19 protein-coding genes are annotated in these 14,712 nt (G+C 71.8%); 12 read left to right on the top strand and 7 right to left on the bottom strand.

The annotated features are described in order from the left end of the window. Positions 1-87: 87 nt before the first annotated feature. A complete protein-coding gene (gene dapE, locus HNR67_RS00735; RefSeq protein ID WP_185000076.1) occupies positions 88-1,167 on the top strand; it encodes a succinyl-diaminopimelate desuccinylase in 1,080 nt (359 codons plus the stop codon). A 27-nt stretch (positions 1,168-1,194) separates the two neighbouring features. Here the strand turns inward: dapE and HNR67_RS00730 are convergent, their stop codons facing one another. Together HNR67_RS00730 and HNR67_RS00725 are read right to left on the bottom strand one after the other, a co-directional pair. Continuing rightward, a complete protein-coding gene (locus HNR67_RS00730) occupies positions 1,195-1,857 on the bottom strand; it encodes a response regulator (RefSeq protein ID WP_185000075.1) in 663 nt (220 codons plus the stop codon). Further along, positions 1,854-3,002 carry a sensor histidine kinase gene (locus tag HNR67_RS00725; protein WP_185000073.1) on the bottom strand — a complete coding sequence of 383 codons (1,149 nt, stop codon included), beginning with the start codon at positions 3,000-3,002 and terminating at the stop codon, positions 1,854-1,856. The genes HNR67_RS00730 and HNR67_RS00725 overlap by 4 nt, the downstream gene beginning before the upstream one ends. A 135-nt stretch (positions 3,003-3,137) precedes the next feature. On the opposite strand from HNR67_RS00725, the gene HNR67_RS00720 reads away from it, so the two are divergent. Further along, complete coding sequence (locus tag HNR67_RS00720; RefSeq protein ID WP_185000072.1) at positions 3,138-4,088, top strand: ABC transporter ATP-binding protein; 951 nt, start codon at positions 3,138-3,140, stop codon at positions 4,086-4,088. Continuing rightward, the gene (locus HNR67_RS00715; protein ID WP_185000071.1) at positions 4,085-4,933 is read left to right on the top strand and encodes an ABC transporter permease; all 849 of its coding nucleotides are present in this window, start codon (positions 4,085-4,087) and stop codon (positions 4,931-4,933) included. The genes HNR67_RS00720 and HNR67_RS00715 overlap by 4 nt, the downstream gene beginning before the upstream one ends. Positions 4,934-4,985: 52 nt before the next feature. Here HNR67_RS00715 and wrbA read toward each other — a convergent pair whose 3' ends face one another. Continuing rightward, complete coding sequence (gene wrbA / locus HNR67_RS00710; RefSeq protein WP_185000070.1) at positions 4,986-5,600, bottom strand: NAD(P)H:quinone oxidoreductase; 615 nt, start codon at positions 5,598-5,600, stop codon at positions 4,986-4,988. Between the two features lie 118 nt (positions 5,601-5,718). Between wrbA and HNR67_RS00705 the strand changes: the two genes are divergently transcribed. Beyond that, the gene (locus tag HNR67_RS00705) at positions 5,719-6,504 is read left to right on the top strand and encodes an LOG family protein (protein ID WP_185000069.1); all 786 of its coding nucleotides are present in this window, start codon (positions 5,719-5,721) and stop codon (positions 6,502-6,504) included. 1 nt (position 6,505) lies between these two features. Further along, positions 6,506-7,060, top strand: a complete 555-nt coding sequence (locus tag HNR67_RS00700) for an LOG family protein (protein ID WP_185000068.1) — start codon at positions 6,506-6,508, stop codon at positions 7,058-7,060. Here the strand turns inward: HNR67_RS00700 and HNR67_RS00695 are convergent. From HNR67_RS00695 to HNR67_RS00685, 3 genes are all read right to left on the bottom strand, one after another. Beyond that, complete coding sequence (locus tag HNR67_RS00695) at positions 7,057-7,596, bottom strand: hypothetical protein (protein ID WP_185000067.1); 540 nt, start codon at positions 7,594-7,596, stop codon at positions 7,057-7,059. The two genes, HNR67_RS00700 and HNR67_RS00695, sit on opposite strands and share 4 nt — an antisense overlap. 72 nt (positions 7,597-7,668) lie before the next feature. Beyond that, positions 7,669-8,109, bottom strand: coding sequence for a VOC family protein (locus HNR67_RS00690; protein ID WP_185000066.1), 441 nt, complete (start codon positions 8,107-8,109; stop codon positions 7,669-7,671). Positions 8,110-8,141: 32 nt separating this feature from the next. Continuing rightward, positions 8,142-9,719, bottom strand: a complete 1,578-nt coding sequence (locus tag HNR67_RS00685; protein ID WP_185000065.1) for a CocE/NonD family hydrolase — start codon at positions 9,717-9,719, stop codon at positions 8,142-8,144. Positions 9,720-9,849: 130 nt separating this feature from the next. Here HNR67_RS00685 and HNR67_RS00680 point away from each other — a divergent pair, with 130 nt between their 5' ends. The 7 genes from HNR67_RS00680 to HNR67_RS00650 are packed head-to-tail and all read left to right on the top strand — an operon-like array spanning position 9,850 to position 13,775. Then, the gene (locus tag HNR67_RS00680) at positions 9,850-10,467 is read left to right on the top strand and encodes a pterin-binding domain-containing protein (protein ID WP_185000064.1); all 618 of its coding nucleotides are present in this window, start codon (positions 9,850-9,852) and stop codon (positions 10,465-10,467) included. A 10-nt stretch (positions 10,468-10,477) separates the two neighbouring features. Beyond that, a complete protein-coding gene (locus HNR67_RS00675) occupies positions 10,478-11,410 on the top strand; it encodes a glucosyl-3-phosphoglycerate synthase (RefSeq protein WP_312986175.1) in 933 nt (310 codons plus the stop codon). 28 nt (positions 11,411-11,438) lie between these two features. Further along, the gene (locus HNR67_RS00670) at positions 11,439-11,777 is read left to right on the top strand and encodes a PadR family transcriptional regulator (RefSeq protein WP_086783113.1); all 339 of its coding nucleotides are present in this window, start codon (positions 11,439-11,441) and stop codon (positions 11,775-11,777) included. Further along, the gene (locus HNR67_RS00665) at positions 11,759-12,424 is read left to right on the top strand and encodes a hypothetical protein (protein WP_185000063.1); all 666 of its coding nucleotides are present in this window, start codon (positions 11,759-11,761) and stop codon (positions 12,422-12,424) included. Before HNR67_RS00670 ends, HNR67_RS00665 begins: the two co-directional genes overlap by 19 nt. Before the next feature lie 34 nt (positions 12,425-12,458). Then, positions 12,459-12,770, top strand: a complete 312-nt coding sequence (locus tag HNR67_RS00660; protein ID WP_185000062.1) for a DivIVA domain-containing protein — start codon at positions 12,459-12,461, stop codon at positions 12,768-12,770. Beyond that, entirely contained in the window at positions 12,763-13,212 is a 450-nt protein-coding gene (locus tag HNR67_RS00655) for an SRPBCC family protein (RefSeq protein WP_312986174.1), read from the top strand. The genes HNR67_RS00660 and HNR67_RS00655 overlap by 8 nt, the downstream gene beginning before the upstream one ends. Continuing rightward, positions 13,209-13,775 (top strand): DNA-3-methyladenine glycosylase I, encoded by a 567-nt coding sequence (locus tag HNR67_RS00650; RefSeq protein WP_185000059.1) that lies wholly within the window; start codon positions 13,209-13,211, stop codon positions 13,773-13,775. The genes HNR67_RS00655 and HNR67_RS00650 overlap by 4 nt, the downstream gene beginning before the upstream one ends. 143 nt (positions 13,776-13,918) lie before the next feature. Here the strand turns inward: HNR67_RS00650 and HNR67_RS00645 are convergent, their stop codons facing one another. Next, the gene (locus HNR67_RS00645; protein ID WP_185000058.1) at positions 13,919-14,701 is read right to left on the bottom strand and encodes an enoyl-CoA hydratase-related protein; all 783 of its coding nucleotides are present in this window, start codon (positions 14,699-14,701) and stop codon (positions 13,919-13,921) included. Positions 14,702-14,712 lie beyond the last annotated feature (11 nt).

The raw sequence follows: 14,712 nt of genomic DNA, 5'->3' as shown, positions 1-14,712 counted from the left end.
TCATGGTAACCGGTGCACCCGGGTAGCGGTCCTTACCGGGTCGGTTGCCCGCGCGTCCCGGTGCTCCCCCTGGGTAGCCTGCCGGGCGTGACCACGCGCCTTGACCTCGCCGCTGACCCGATCGAGCTGACCGCCGCGCTGGTGGACGTGCCCAGCGTCTCCGGCAACGAGGCCGCCCTGGCCGATGCCGTGGAGGCCGCGCTGCGCGAACAGGCCCCGCATCTGGAGGTGCTGCGCAACGGCGACACCGTGCTGGCCCGCACCAACCTCGGCCGGGCCTCCCGGATCATCTTCGCCGGGCACCTGGACACGGTGCCGATCGTGGACAACGTGCCGCACCGCCGCACCGGTTCCGGCGACGACCTGGTGCTGCACGGCTGCGGCACGGTGGACATGAAGAGCGGCGACGCGGTGATGCTGCACCTGGCCGCCACCGTGACCGAGCCCGCCTACGACCTGACCTTCGTCTTCTACGACTGCGAGGAGATCGAGGCGGTCCGCAACGGCCTCGGCCGGATCGAGCGCGAGCTGCCCGAGTGGCTGGCCGCGGACCTGGCCATCGTGTGCGAGCCCAGCGGCGCGGTGATCGAGGCCGGTTGCCAGGGCACCATCCGGATCGAGGTGCGCACCCGAGGCAAGCGCGCGCACACCGCGCGGGCCTGGATGGGCAGCAACGCCATCCACGCCGCCAGCGAGGTGCTCAACCGGCTCACCGGGTACGAACCGCGGGTGCTGGAGATCGACGGCTGCACCTACCGCGAGGGCCTGCAGGCGGTGAAGGTCGGCGGCGGCGTCGCGGGCAACGTGGTGCCGGACGAGTGCGTGGTCACCATCAACCACCGCTTCGCCCCGGACCGCACCCCTGAGCAGGCCGAGGCGCACCTGCGCGAGCTGTTCGCCGGCTTCGAGGTCGTGGTGGTGGACGTGTCCCCCGGCGCGCTGCCCGGCCTGCACGCGCCAGAGGCCAAGCAGCTGCTGGCCGCCTCCGGCGCCGACCCGGTCGGCAAGCTCGGCTGGACCGACGTGGCCCGCTTCGCCGCGCTGGGCATGCCCGCGGTCAACTTCGGCCCCGGCGACCCCTCGCTGTCGCACACCCCCGAGGAGCACGTGCCCGCGGTCAAGATCACCCACTGCGCCGACGTCCTCCGCCGCTTCGTCACCGGCTGACCCGCTATCGCACGGTGCGGGGATGGGTTAGGTCGGGGCGAGGCCGGACTGGAGGGCGAAGACGACCAGCTGGGCGCGGTCGCGGGCTTGCATTTTCAGCATCGCCCTGCTGACGTGCGTGCGGACGGTCTCGCTGCTCACCACCAGCTGGGCGGCGATCTCGTCGTTGGACCGGCCGGTGGCCACCCAGCCGAGGACCTCGCGCTCCCGTTCGGTCAGGTGGGCCACTCCAGGGTGGCTCACCTGCGGCGGGCCGCCGGGGCTGGCGAAGCGGGCGATCACGCTGCTGGTCACCGAGGGCGAGAGCAGCGAGCCGCCGGTGGCCACCACCCGGACCGCGCGCAGCATCTCCTCGGGTTCGGCGTCCTTGAGCACGAACCCGCTGGCCCCGCTGCGCAGTGCCGCGAAGACGTACTCGTCCAGCCCGAAGGTGGTCAGCATGACCACCCGGACCTCGTTGAGCGCGGGGTCGGCGGTGATCTCGCGCAGTGCGGCCAGCCCGTCCATGTCGGGCATCCGGATGTCCATCAGCACCACGTCCGGCTTCAGCTCGCGCACCCTGGCCACGCCGCTGCGGCCGTCCGCGGCCTCGCCGACCAGCTCGGTGTCCGGCTCGCTGCCCAGCAGGGTGCGCACGCCGACCCGCACCAGCGCCTGGTCGTCCACGACCACCACCCGGATGACCTTCACGCGCCCTCCCCGTCCAGTGGCAGCCGCGCCGCGACCGCGAAGCCGCCGCCGGCGCGGGGGCCCGCGGACAGTGTGCCGCCCAGCGCCTCGGCCTGGGCGTGCATGCCGCGGATGCCCGAGCCCGCGCCCGCCGGGACGCCGCCGCCCGCGCCGCCGGAGTCGGTCACCTCGACCAGCAGCGCGTCCGCGGTCCGGGTCAGGCTGATGTGCGCGGTCGCGCCCAGTGCGTGCCGGAGCACGTTGGTCAGCGCCTCCTGCACGATCCGGTAGGCGGCCGCGTCCACCGGCTGCCGCAGCTCGCCCGCCGCTCCCGCCAGGGTGATCTGCACCCCGCCGGCCAGCAGCCGGTCGATCAGCCGGGGCAGGTCGGCCAGACCGGGCGCCGGGCGCAGTTCGGCCGTGCCGGGACTGCGCAGCGCCTCCAGCGCGAACCGCAGGTTCTCCAGCGACTCCCGGCTGGTCGCGCGCACCGCCTCCATCGGGGCCCGCGCCTCACCGGGACTGCGTTCCAGCACATGCAGTGCCACCCCGGCCTGCATGGCGATCACCGCCAGTCCGTGCCCGATGGAGTCGTGCAGGTCCTGGGCCATCCGCAGCCGCTCATCCGCGACCGCCCGCCGGGCCTGCTCGACCAGCACGTCGGCGCGGGCGGCCCGGCGCACCCGGATCGCGGCGCCCAGCACCAGCGCGGTGGCCAGCACCAGCGCCCAGACCATGGTGATGACCAGCTGCTCGACCGGACCGATGATGGAGCCTCCCCTGGTGTTCTTGACGAAGAACGCCACGATCAGCACACCGCAGTAGGCGGCCGCCGCGAGCAGCGCGCGCCGGACCGGCCAGCGGATCGAGACCAGGCAGACGACCGCGGGCACGGTCAGCAGGATCGGCCCGAACGGATAGCCCATGGCCAGGTACGCGGTGACCGCCGCACCGTTGGCGGCCAGTGCGTGCGCGGGCCAATGCCGGGCGGCCAGTGCGCCGGCCGCCAGCCCGATCAGCAGGTAGGCCAGCACATCCGGCACCCGTGCGCTGGGCTGGTAGATGCCGGCGGCCTGGGTGCCGATCAGGCCCACCGCCAGGAACGGCAGGGCGGGCCAGACGTCGCCGAGGGACGGCCGCCGCGGCCGGGCGGAAGCAGTGCTCATGGCAGCTGACGATAGGAGCGCACGGCCGATCCCGCGTCCCCGTCGGCGCGTACCCGGGCTACGCGATCCCGCGTAGGCGAGCGGCCGCCGTCACGGTGACGACCCGGCAGCACCCGTCCGCCCAGGCTTCCCGGCATGACAACGCAGCTGAGTGCGGCAACCCTGGCGCCACCGGAGACACCGGCGGTGCGCACCCGGAAACTGACCAAGCGCTACGGCGCGCACCTCGCGGTGGACGGGGTCGAGCTGACCGTGCGCCGCGGCGAGGTCTACGGCTTCCTCGGCCCCAACGGCGCCGGCAAGACCACCACCCTGCGCATGGTGCTCGGCCTGGTCCGGCCCACCGCGGGCTCGGCCACCGTGCTCGGCGAACGCGCGGGCACCCCGGCGGCCAACCGCCTGATCGGCGCGCTGATCGAGGGCCCCGGCTTCTTCCCCTACCTCAACGGCCGGGACAACCTGCGAACGCTGGCCAGGCACCGCGGCCTGCCCGACAGCCACGTCGAGGCGGCCCTGGACAAGGTCGACCTGCGCGGCCGCGGCAAGGACCGGTTCACCTCCTACTCCCTGGGCATGAAGCAGCGGCTCGGCGTGGCCGCGGCCCTGCTCGGCGACCCGGAGCTGCTGATCCTGGACGAGCCCACCAACGGCCTTGACCCGGCCGGGGTCAGCGATATGCGCGCGCTGATCGCCGAGCTGTCCGCGGCCGGGCAGACCGTGCTGCTGTCCAGCCACCAGCTCAGCGAGGTGCAGGAGATCTGCCACCGGGTCGGAGTGATCTCCCGCGGCAGGCTGGTCACCGAGTCCACCGTCGGCGAGCTGCGCGGCTCCGGACGGCTGCTGGTGCGGGCCGACCCGCTGGATGTCGCGCTGGCCGTCGGCATGCGGGTGGCCGGCGAGGACAACGTGTCCATTGTGGACGGTGCGCTGCAGCTCCGGGTGGACCCGGTGCGCGCGGCCGAGATCAACCGCGCGCTGGTGACCGCGCGGGTGGACGTGCACGAGATCCGGCCGTCCGAACGCTCGCTCGAAGAGGTTTTCTTCGAGATGACCGCCGCCCCGGCGGCCGAGGAGGGAACCCGATGACAACCCTGGTCGCCACCAGCCGGGCGGAACTGTTCCGGCTGCGCAAATGGCCCGCGGTCTGGGTGATCGGCGGCGCCTGGCTGGTGCTCAACATCATCTTCGTCTACGTCTTCAACTACCTGTCCTATGTGGACGGTTCCGGCTTCGCCGCGGGCACGCCCAAGGAGCTGCTGCTGGAACGGCTGCTGCCGGCCGGGGTGCCGGTCGGGCTGGCCCAGGGCACGCCGATGTTCGGCGGCGCGATCATGCTGACCCTGGGCGCGCTCGCCGCGGGCAGCGGATTCGGTTGGGGCACCTGGAAAACCGCGTTCACCCAGGGCCGAGGGCGGCTCAGTGTGCTGGCGGGCACGGTGGCCGGGCTGGCCGCGGTGGTGCTGACCGTGGTGCTCACCACCCTGGTCGTGGACCTGGGCATCTCCACCGCGGTCGCGCTGGCCGAGGGGCAGGAGCTGGTCTACCCGGGCCTCGGCCAGGTCCTGCGCGCGGTGGCGGGCGCGTTGCTGGTGCTGGGTATGTGGACCTCGGCCGGGGTCGCGCTGGGCACGCTGTCCCGCAGCCCGGCGCTGGCGGTCGGCCTTGGCGTGGTGTGGGTGCTCGCGGTGGAGAACCTGCTGCGCGGGGTGGCCGGGGCGCTGGACTGGCTGGCCCCGATCACCGACGTGCTGCCGGGCTCGGTGGCCGGCTCGCTGGTGGCCGCGCTCGGCGCCACCCCGGTGTCTCAGGGCGGCGCGCCCGGTGTGGTCGACACCCTCACCGCCTGGCCCGCGGTCGCCCTGGCCTGCGGATACACCCTGGCCTTCGCTGCGCTCACGGTGTGGCTGGTACGCCGCCGGGATGTCGGCTGAGCCCGATCGAGACCGGCCCCGGGGACACGAACCCCGGGGCCGGTCCGCGTGCTCAGGCCTGCGCGCCCGCGAGGAACCGGCCGGTCAGCTCGGCCACCCGCCTGCCCTGGAACCGGGCCGAGGCGTGCGTGTCCTCGCTGATCGGGTTCTGGCCCTGCGCGTCGGCGTGCGAGGCGCCGTAGGGGGTGCCGGTGGCGAACTGGATCGGGTCGGTGTAACCCGGGGTGACCAGGATGCCGCCGAAGTGGTGCACGGTGTTGTACAGCGCCAGCAGGGTGGACTCGCGGCCGCCGTGCAGGGTCGCGGTGGAGACGAAGCCCGAGTAGACCTTGTCCGCCAGCAGGCCCTGTGCCCACAGGCCGCCAAGGGTGTCCAGGAACTGCTTGAGCTGGCTGGCCACGTTGCCGAAGCGGGTCGGGGTGCCGAAGATGACCGCGTCCGCCCACTGCACGTCCGCGGCGGTGGCCACCGGCACGTCCTTGGTGGCCTCGGCGTGCGCCTGCCAGGCCGGGTTGCTCGCGATCGCCTCGGCCGGGGCCAGTTCGGGCACCCGCAGCACCCGGACCTCCGCGCCGGTGGCCTTGGCGCCCTCGGCCACGGACTGGGCGAGGGAGTACACGCTGCCGGTGGAGCTGTAGTAGATGACGGCGACCTTGGGCTGGCTCATGACGGGACTCTCCGAAGCATGTTGTCCAACTTTCAACCTCTTACGAGAAAGATAATGCACCCGCCGCCGGAAGCCCGCAATCCGATCTCAGTTGTTGGGCCTCACTAGGCTGTGTGCTATGACGCTCGACCCCAAGGACCTCGCGTCCAGCCCCGAACCCGATGTCCGCGAGAAGCAGCGAGGCCCGGTCACCCTGCGCCGCTCCAGCAGCGTGGAGGCCACCACCACCGACCAGCGCCTGCTCGACTCGCGCGGCCCGTCCGACTGGGTGCACACCGACCCGTGGCGGGTGATGCGCATCCAGGCCGAGTTCGTCGAGGGCTTCGGCGCGCTGGCCGAGCTGCCGCGCGCGGTCACCGTGTTCGGCTCGGCGCGCACCCCGAGGGACCACCCCGAGTACGAGACCGGCCGCCGGCTGGGCAAGGCGCTGGCCGAGGCCGGGTTCGCCTCGATCACCGGCGGCGGCCCCGGCGCCATGGAGGCGGTCAACCGCGGCGCCCAGGAGGCGGGCGGCAAGTCGGTGGGCCTCGGCATCGAGCTGCCGTTCGAGCAGGGCCTCAACCCCTGGGTCGACCTCGGCGTCAACTTCCGCTACTTCTTCACCCGCAAGACCATGTTCGTGAAGTACTCCCAGGCGTTCATCTGCCTGCCCGGCGGCTTCGGCACCCTGGACGAGCTGTTCGAGGCGCTCACCCTGGTGCAGACCAAGAAGGTCACCAAGTTCCCCGTGGTGCTCTTCGGCACCGAGTACTGGCAGGGCCTCTACGACTGGCTGCGCGACTCGGTGGCCAAGTCCGGCAAGGTGGGGGACAAGGACCTCGCCCTGCTGCACCTGACCGACGACATCGACGACGCGGTGCGCGTGGTCGAGGAGGCGTACAAGGCTTGGGAGGACGCGCACTGACATGAGGGTCTGCGTCTTCTGCGGGTCGTCCCCGGGTAAGGGCGAGAAGTACGTCGAGGCCGCCACGCGGCTCGGCACGGTCCTGGCCGAACAGGGCGTGGAACTCATCTACGGTGGCGCCAGCGTGGGCACCATGGGCGTGGTGGCCGACGCCGCGCTGGCCGCCGGCGGCCGGGTGCAGGGCGTGATCCCACAGGGCCTGTGGGACCGCGAGGTGGCCCACCACGGGCTCACCGAACTGCACGTGGTGGCCGACATGCACGAGCGCAAGGCCAAGATGGCGGCCCTGTCGGACGCCTTCATCACCCTGCCCGGCGGCCTCGGCACCTTCGAGGAACTGTTCGAGGTCTGGACCTGGGCGGTGCTCGGCATCCACCGCAAGCCGATCGCGCTGCTGGACGTGGACGGCTACTACCAGCGGCTGCGCGAGTTCGTGAACCACGCGGTCGAGGAGGAGTTCGTCGCGCCCGAGTACCGCGACCTGGTCTTCGTCGAGGAGGACCCGCTGCGTGTGCTGAAGACCTTCGCCGAGCGCGGCGCAGGTCAGCCCGGCTAGCCCAGCGGGTGGCAGGTGACGCAGTGGCGGTCCGGCGACAACCGGGCCGCCTCGGCGTCACTGAGCCGCCGCTGCCCCGGGTGCCAGGAGTAGCGCGCCTCGTGCACGTACTGCTGCAGGCTGCGCCCCGGATGCGTCGGCCCCGCGCCGGGCACGGTCGGGCAGTCCCAGCGGTGCAACGTCCCGCTGTTGACCAGGAACGGATACCGCCCCGCGTCCGCGAATCGCCGCCGCGCCTGCTCGAACTCGGCCAGCGCCCGCCGGTACCCCTCGGCCCGATCCTCACACCGGGGACAGCACCCGCTGTTGGGCACACAGGCCAGCGCCGCCGCGAGCAACTCCGCCCGCGCCTCAGCCGCCGAGGTCCGCCCACCCTCGATCGCCTCCAGCAACCGCACCACGACGGGCAGCTCGACATCCCAGCCGAACCCCGGCACATCCCGCCGCCGCTGCGAGGACCACCCACCCCAACTCAGCGCCACATCCTCGTGACGCGACTCAGCCAGCTCAATGTCCACCCGGAAGCTGCGCGACATGGCCCCGCACTCTAGGAACCCAGCCCAGACCCGGACGGGTGAACCCCCTTGATTGCGGAGCGTGGCCACGGTTCAGGCCACGCAGAACTGGTTGTCCTCCGGGTCCAGCATCACCACGCCGTCCAGTTCCCCGTCCCACTCCATCCGCCGCAACACCCGCCCGCCCGCGGCCTCCAGCCGAGCCACCTCGGCCTCGATCAGCGGTGTCCGCTCCGCCGCCGGCCGGGTCCGCCCGCCGCTGACCTTCAGATCCAGGTGGAACCAGTTCTTCCCGACATGTTCTTCCGGGACCTCCTGGAAAAAGATGTTCGGCCGGTGGCCCTCCGGATCGCACAGGTAGGTGCCGTCGAACCAGTCGTCGGTGTCGTCGTAGCCCTTGTGGTCGAAGAACGCCTGCCAGCTGTCCCAGCCTTCCGGGGGTGGCTGCTTGACGTAGCGCAGCGCCACCTCCCAGAAGGTGGACATGGGGACCGCGTCCCGGCAGTCGATGGTCAGGTTCCAGGTGGTCGGCATGGCGCGACGCTAGACCCGGCCACCGACAGAACTCAGCCCAGCGGCAGGTCCAGGCGGGACGGGTTGTTCGCGGGGGAGCTGAAGGTGACCGAGCCGCCGATCTTGCTCTCGCCGCGGTAGAGGCCGTCCACGGTGTCCAGCACGACCGCGATCCGGTGACCGGCCGGCACCGGGTGCACCAGTGGGTCCAGGCTGATGTCGATGGTCCTGGCGGCGCCGGGGGTGACGTCGAGCAGGGTGTACGGCTGGTGGGTGAGCAGGCGGCCGGTGCCGGTGAGGCCGACGTCGTACAGGTAGGCCACCACGGTGCTGCGGGCGCTGCTCGGGGTCACCGTGACGTGCAGTTTCGGCGTGCCGCGGACGGTGGCGGGGCTGGTCAGCACCGGGGTCTGCCAGACGCCGGCGTTGGTGCGCAGCACGCCGGGGATCCAGGCGAACTGGGGGATGCCAAGGGCTTCCGCGCCGCCGGTGAGGATCGCGGTGCCGCCGTTGGCGATGGTGTCGATGCCCGCGCCGACCTCGTGCGACCAGCCGGTGCGGGCCGAGCCGGTCAGTTCGCCGGTGCGGTCCACCACGGGGGTCAGGCCGGAGAGGTAGAGCTTCTTCGGCGCGGCCTCCAGCGCGGCCCAGTCGGAGTAGCCCTTCCAGCTGCCGCCCAGGGTCGGGCGGACCTGCACGGGGGCTTCCTTGTCGATGCCGTTGGCCGCGCCGCGCAGGTGCCGGTCGAACCAGCGGTGCACCGAGGTCCAGGTGTCATTCGGCAGGCCGATCAGGCCGGTCAGCTCCGGGACGGCGTGATCACCCGGCTGGAACTCCAGCCGCTTGGGGACCTGGAGCTTGGTGTAGAAATCGGCGATCTGGCCTGCCGGGAACAGGCTGTCCGACCAGCCGTTGGCGATCAGCACCGCTGGCTTGTTCGCGTTCAGCCCGGCCAGCTGCTGGGCGGCGCTGCGCTCGGGCGCGAGCTTCATCGCCTCGACCCGGTCGTTGCGGTCGTAGGCGGCCAGGGTGTCGTTGAGCTTCTGGCCGGGGCGGCCGGTGATCTTGCCGGCCAGCGCGAGCAGGCCGATCGCCTGCTGGCTCCAGGTCTGGTTGGGCAGCAGCGCGGCGGCCAGATCGGCCCAGGCGCTCAGCGCGGCCACCGCGCGCACCCGCTTGTCCTTGGCCGCGGTCAGCATGCTGATCCCGGCGCCGTAGGAGACCCCGGCCAGACCGATCTTGCCCGGATCGGCGCTGGTGTTGGCCAGCACCCAGTCGATCGCGCTGGAGGCGTCCGAGAGGTCCTCCGGCCCGGCCACCTCGATGGTGCCGCCGGACTCCCAGAACCCGCGGGTGGTGTAGCTCAGCGCCACGTAACCCGCGTCGGCGAGCTTGCGGGTCTGCGCGATGTACTCCAGGTTGTTGACGCTCCAGCTGGAGATCAGCACCACCGCCGGGTGCGGGCCGGGCCCAGCCGGGCGGAAGACGTGCGCCCCCAGCTTCGTCCCGTCCTTGCCGGTGATGGTCAGGAACTCCGGTCCCGCCGGAGCCGCACTCGCCACGGGAGCGAGCGAACCGCTGGTCACCAGCGCGGTCAGCGCTGCCAGCAGGAGTAGGACGAACCGACGCATGTGACCTCCATTGGCCCTTACCGGTCAGTAGGACAAAGTGACGGGGACCACAAAGGTGACGCTGTTGTGTCTGAAGTCACAGCAAGGTCGCCGGTGCCACGCAGTCGATGCGGGGTGGCACGATCGAGGGGTGACGCCACTCCGCTTCGGGTCAGCCGACCGCGATCTGCCGGGTGACCGCGCGCTGGTGCTGGCCGTGGTCGACCCGGACGTGGCCGCGGTCGAGACCGCGCTGGCCGAGGGCGCCGACCTGCTCGACCTGGGCGTGGCCGGACCGGATCTCATCGCCGAGGTCCGCGCCCGGCACCCGCGCCTGGTGCTGGCCGCCACCCCCGGCGACATGTACGCCCAGTGCGAGGCCGGGGTCGACCTGCTCGACGGCACCGGCGGTGACACCGAGATCCCGGAGACCGCCGCCCAGTACGGCGTCGGCCTGATCGCGCCCACCGCCAAGGCGGCCGACTGGTCGCAGTGGTTGCAGGTGCCCGCGGCCGGGGTGCTGCTGGACTGCCCGCCCGGACCGGACCTGCTCCGGCGGCTCGACCAGCCGACCGCCTGGCCGCGACTGATCACGTTGCCGGACAACGGCTTCGGCGACGAGGCACTGGCACTGGCCGCGCTGGCCGCCTGGCGCGGGGTGCGGGTGTTCCGCAGCCGCGAGGTGCCCAGGGTTCGGCAGGCGCTGGAAATGGCCGCCAGTATCCACGGCAGCCGGCCACCCGCCGCGGTGCTGCGCGCCCTGACCTGAGAGGACCCTTGTGCGGCAACGGATCGAGGACTGGTTCGGCGCGCGCTCCTGGCAGAGTCCACAGTGGACTGTCGAGGAGCTGGTGGCGGCCAAGGCCGGGCGCACGGTGAGCGTGGTGCTGCCCGCGCTGAACGAGCAGCAGACGGTGGGCGCGATCGTGGCTGCGCTGCTGCCCATGGTCACCGGCCCGCTTCCGCTCGCCGATGAGCTGGTGGTGCTGGACTCCGGCTGCACCGACGCCACCGCCGAGGTGGCCGCGGCGGCCGGGGCCAGGGTGGTGCGCCGCGAGGACGTGCTGCCGGAGCTGCCGCCGCGACCGGGCAAGGGCGAGGCGCTGTGGCGTTCGCTGGCGGCCACCACCGGGGACCTGGTGGTGTTCCTGGACTCCGACCTGGTCGACTTCGACCCGGGCTTCCTGCCCGCGCTGCTCGGCCCGTTGCTCACCGAACCCGAGGTCGCGCTGGTCAAGGGTTTCTACCGGCGGCCACTGCGGCTGGAGAGCGAGGGCGGCGGCCGGGTCACCGAACTGCTGGCCCGCCCGGTGCTCAACGCGCTGCGCCCGGAACTGGCCGGGATCGTGCAGCCGCTGGGCGGGGAGTACGCGGCCCGCCGGGACTTCCTCTGCTCGGTGCCCTTCGCCCCCGGCTACGGCGTGGAGATCGGCCTGCTGCTGGACGCGCACGCCCGGTACGGCCTCAACGGCCTGGCCCAGGTGAACCTCGGCGTGCGCAAGCACCGCAACCGCTCGCTGGCCCAGCTCGGCGTGATGGCCCGGCAGATCCTGGGCACCGCGCTCTCCCGCTGCGAGGTGGCCGCGGATGCGGGGCCCTACATCCAGTTCACCCAGGTCGCCGGCGAATGGCTGCCCGATGCCACCGAGATCGCGCTGGTAGACCGGCCGCCGATGAGTGAGATCCATCGCATGTGTAGTGGGGCTACCTGATCTACTTAGGCTCCCCTACACTCAACGTGTGAAGTCGGACGCTCTACGTGGGCACCTGGACGCCCTGCTGCTGGCCACTCTCGACGGCAGGGAGCTCCACGGTTACGCGATCATCGAGGCATTGCAACTGCTCAGCGGCGGAGCACTCGACCTGCCGACCGGGACGGTCTACCCGGCGCTGCGCAGGCTGGAACGGGCCGGATACGTCCGCAGCGAGTGGAGTACGGTTGCCGGGCGGCAACGGCGCACCTACCAGCTGACCGGCGCCGGGAAGCGGGCACTGGCCGCGGAACGCACCGCCTGGCGTGAGTTCACCGCGGCCATCGAGGGTGTACTCGGAGGCGGACCATGGCCTGCAAAGGCTTGATCGAGTCCTACCTGAGCGAGCTGGACTCGCGACTGAGCGGTCCGCGGGCGGCCAAGGCCGACCTGCTGGCCGAGGCTGAGCACAGCCTGCGCGATGTCGCCGAGGCGTACTCCGATGCCGGCATCGCCGATGCCGAGGCGCGGGCGGTGCGCGAGTTCGGCCCGATCCCGATGATCGCCCGCGAGTACCAGGCCGAGCTGGCCGCCGCGCACGGCACGCACGCGATCCGCTCGCTGCTGCTGGCCATCCCGCTGATCCACGTCATCCACCAGGCCTCCCGTCAGTTGTGGGAAGGCGCGTCCTGGCAGGGCGGGGCCCTGCCGCCGGACTGGTTTCTGATGCTCACCAACGCCATCGACTACGTCTGGGTGCTCATCGCGGTGTTCTCCGTGCTGGCCCTGGTGGTCGGTAAACGGGTGGCGCAACGCTGGGTGTCGGCCCGGATGCTCGGGCGCTCGGCAGGCGCGTTCATGACCATCATGCTCGGCGGTTACCTGGTGCTGCAGTTGCCGATCGTGATCGGCGGGCTGGCCATGGACGGCATGCTGCTACACCCCTCGGCCATGCTCACCTCGCTGGCCGCGGCGTTCGTGCTGGCCTACCTGGTGCACCTGACCCGCCGCTGCTTCGTGTTGTCAGCCGCCTGAGACAGCACAGCGTCTTCATGCCACCATCTCTGGCGTGACCACCGCCCTCATCTACCTCGTCGTCATGGTCTTCGTGGCGGCCGTGGTGTTCCTGGTCGCCTCACTGGTCTTCGGCCGTGGTGAGCAGCTCGCGCCGCTGGCGCCGGGGGCCACCCCGACCGAGCTGCCCGCTGGCGAGGTCAGCGGCGAGGACGTGCGCGCCGTGCGGTTCCAGCAGGTCGTGCGCGGTTACAAGATGTCCGAAGTGGACTGGGTGCTGCAGCGGGCGGCCGATGAGCTGGACGCGCTGCGGGCCAGGGTCGCCGAACTGGAAGAACAGAGGCAGGAGGCCGTCGCCGGTGAGTGAGGAAGTGACCCTGACGGTGGCCGTGCCCGCCGCCGCCGAGGTGGCCTGGGCGGTTGCCTCGGACTGGTCCAACCAGGGCGAGTGGATGCTCGGCACCGAGGTGCACCGCACCGGTGGTGACGGGCGCAGCGCCGGGTCGACCATGGTCGCCTTCACCGGCGTGGCCGGGCTGGGCTTCTTCGACTCCATGGAGATCACCGGCTGGGACCCGCCGCGCAGCTGCGAGGTCCGGCACACCGGCAAGTTGCTGCGTGGCCAAGGCGGCTTCCGGATCGAGCCCACCACGGACAAACTGTCCAAGATCATCTGGTGGGAGCGCCTGGAACTGCCCTACGGCCCGCTGGGCAAGGCGGGCTGGCCGCTGCTGCGCCCGGCCTTCACCTGGGGATTGCAGCGCTCGCTGGACCGCTTCGCCAGGCTGTGCCGGGACCGCCGCCCGTGACCGGCGCGGTGGCAGGCCCTGACGGGCGGCTGCGCTGCGCCTGGGGCGCCTCCACCCCGGACTACCTCGACTACCACGACACCGAGTGGGGCCGCCCGCTGCGCGGCGAGCAGGCCCTGTTCGAGCGGATGTGCCTGGAGGCGTTCCAGTCCGGGCTGTCGTGGATCACCATCCTGCGCAAGCGGGAGAACTTCCGGGCCGCCTTCGCCGGGTTCGACCCGGTGGTCATCGCGGCCTACGGCGAGGCCGACATCGACCGCCTGCTTGGCGATCCGGGCATCGTGCGCAACCGGGCCAAGATCCTGGCCACCATCCGCAACGCGAACGCGCTGGCCGGACTGGACCAGCCCCTCGACGAGCTGCTCTGGTCCTTCGCGCCGCGACCAGGTCCACGGCCGAAGACCATGGCGGAGGTCCCGGCGATCACGCCCGAGTCCACCGCCATGGCCAAGACGCTGAAGAAACGCGGCTTCGCCTTCGTCGGCCCCACCACCTGCTACGCCCTGATGCAGGCCACCGGCATGGTCGACGACCACCTGACCGACTGCTGGCTAGCCCCATAACGGCCAACACTCCGTACGAAAACGGCCAACACGGCGTACAACAACGGCCAACACGCGGAGAGCTTGAAACCCCTCGCGCGTGTTGGCCGAACTCGTACGGGGTGTTGGCCGTTCTTGTACGGGGTGTTGGCCGTTGTGGGCGGTCAGCGGCCGGTGAAGGTGGCCTTTCGCTTGGCCACGAAGGCTTCCACCGCCTCACGGTGATCGCTGGTCTGACCGGCCTCGGCCTGGGTGCGGCCCTCGGTCTCCAGCGCGGCCTCCAGATCGGCGCCCGCCGCGGTCAGCATGGCCTCCTTGAGCATGGCGTAGGCCGTGGTCGGCCCGGCCGCCATCCGCGCGGCCAGCTCCTGGGCCGCGGCGAGCGCCTCGCCGTCGGGCACCACCCGGTTGACCATGCCGATCTCCTTGGCCTCCGGCGCGCCGATCGGCTGGGCCAGCAGCATCAGCTCCATCGCCCGGCCGTAGCCGATCAGCCGGGGCAGCGTCCAGGACGCGCCGGAGTCCGCGGTCAGCCCCACGTTGGCGAATGCCATCAGGAACTTCGCCGACTCCGCCGCGATCCGCAGGTCGCAGGCATAGGCCAGGGAGGCGCCCGCGCCCGCGGCCATCCCGTTCACCGCGGCGATCACCGGCTTGGGCATCCCGGTCACCGCGCGCACCATCGGGTTGTAGTGCTTGCGCACCGTCTCCAACGGCATCGGATCACCCTGCGCCAGCAGCGAGATGTGCTCCTTGAGGTCCTGACCGGCGCAGAAGGCCCTGCCCGCGCCGGTGATCACCACCGCGCGCACCGCAGGGTCCTGGGCCGCCTCGTGCAGCGCGGCCAGCAGGCCCTCCTTCAACTCCACGGTGAAGGAGTTGAACGACTCCGGCCGGTTCAGGGTGAACGTGCGGACCCCGTCGGAATCGTCGATGAGCAGCGACACTGTGGACTCCT

The sequence above is a fragment of the Crossiella cryophila genome, from assembly GCF_014204915.1.
In the GTDB taxonomy this organism is placed as follows: Bacteria; Actinomycetota; Actinomycetes; order Mycobacteriales; family Pseudonocardiaceae; genus Crossiella; species Crossiella cryophila.
The sequence above is the reverse complement of the archived record's forward strand: the minus strand, read 5'-3'. Positions and strand labels throughout refer to the sequence as shown.

Excerpts from the sequence above, each read along its gene's own strand:
- HNR67_RS00725 (WP_185000073.1), bottom strand. The coding sequence starts at position 3,002 with ATGAGCACTGCTTCCGCCCGGCCGCGGCGGCCGTCCCTCGGCGACGTC.
- HNR67_RS00720 (WP_185000072.1), top strand. The coding sequence starts at position 3,138 with ATGACAACGCAGCTGAGTGCGGCAACCCTGGCGCCACCGGAGACACCG.
- HNR67_RS00715 (WP_185000071.1), top strand. The coding sequence starts at position 4,085 with ATGACAACCCTGGTCGCCACCAGCCGGGCGGAACTGTTCCGGCTGCGC.
- wrbA (WP_185000070.1), bottom strand. The coding sequence starts at position 5,600 with ATGAGCCAGCCCAAGGTCGCCGTCATCTACTACAGCTCCACCGGCAGC.
- HNR67_RS00705 (WP_185000069.1), top strand. The coding sequence starts at position 5,719 with ATGACGCTCGACCCCAAGGACCTCGCGTCCAGCCCCGAACCCGATGTC.
- HNR67_RS00700 (WP_185000068.1), top strand. The coding sequence starts at position 6,506 with ATGAGGGTCTGCGTCTTCTGCGGGTCGTCCCCGGGTAAGGGCGAGAAG.
- HNR67_RS00695 (WP_185000067.1), bottom strand. The coding sequence starts at position 7,596 with ATGTCGCGCAGCTTCCGGGTGGACATTGAGCTGGCTGAGTCGCGTCAC.
- HNR67_RS00690 (WP_185000066.1), bottom strand. The coding sequence starts at position 8,109 with ATGCCGACCACCTGGAACCTGACCATCGACTGCCGGGACGCGGTCCCC.
- HNR67_RS00685 (WP_185000065.1), bottom strand. The coding sequence starts at position 9,719 with ATGCGTCGGTTCGTCCTACTCCTGCTGGCAGCGCTGACCGCGCTGGTG.
- HNR67_RS00665 (WP_185000063.1), top strand. The coding sequence starts at position 11,759 with ATGGCCTGCAAAGGCTTGATCGAGTCCTACCTGAGCGAGCTGGACTCG.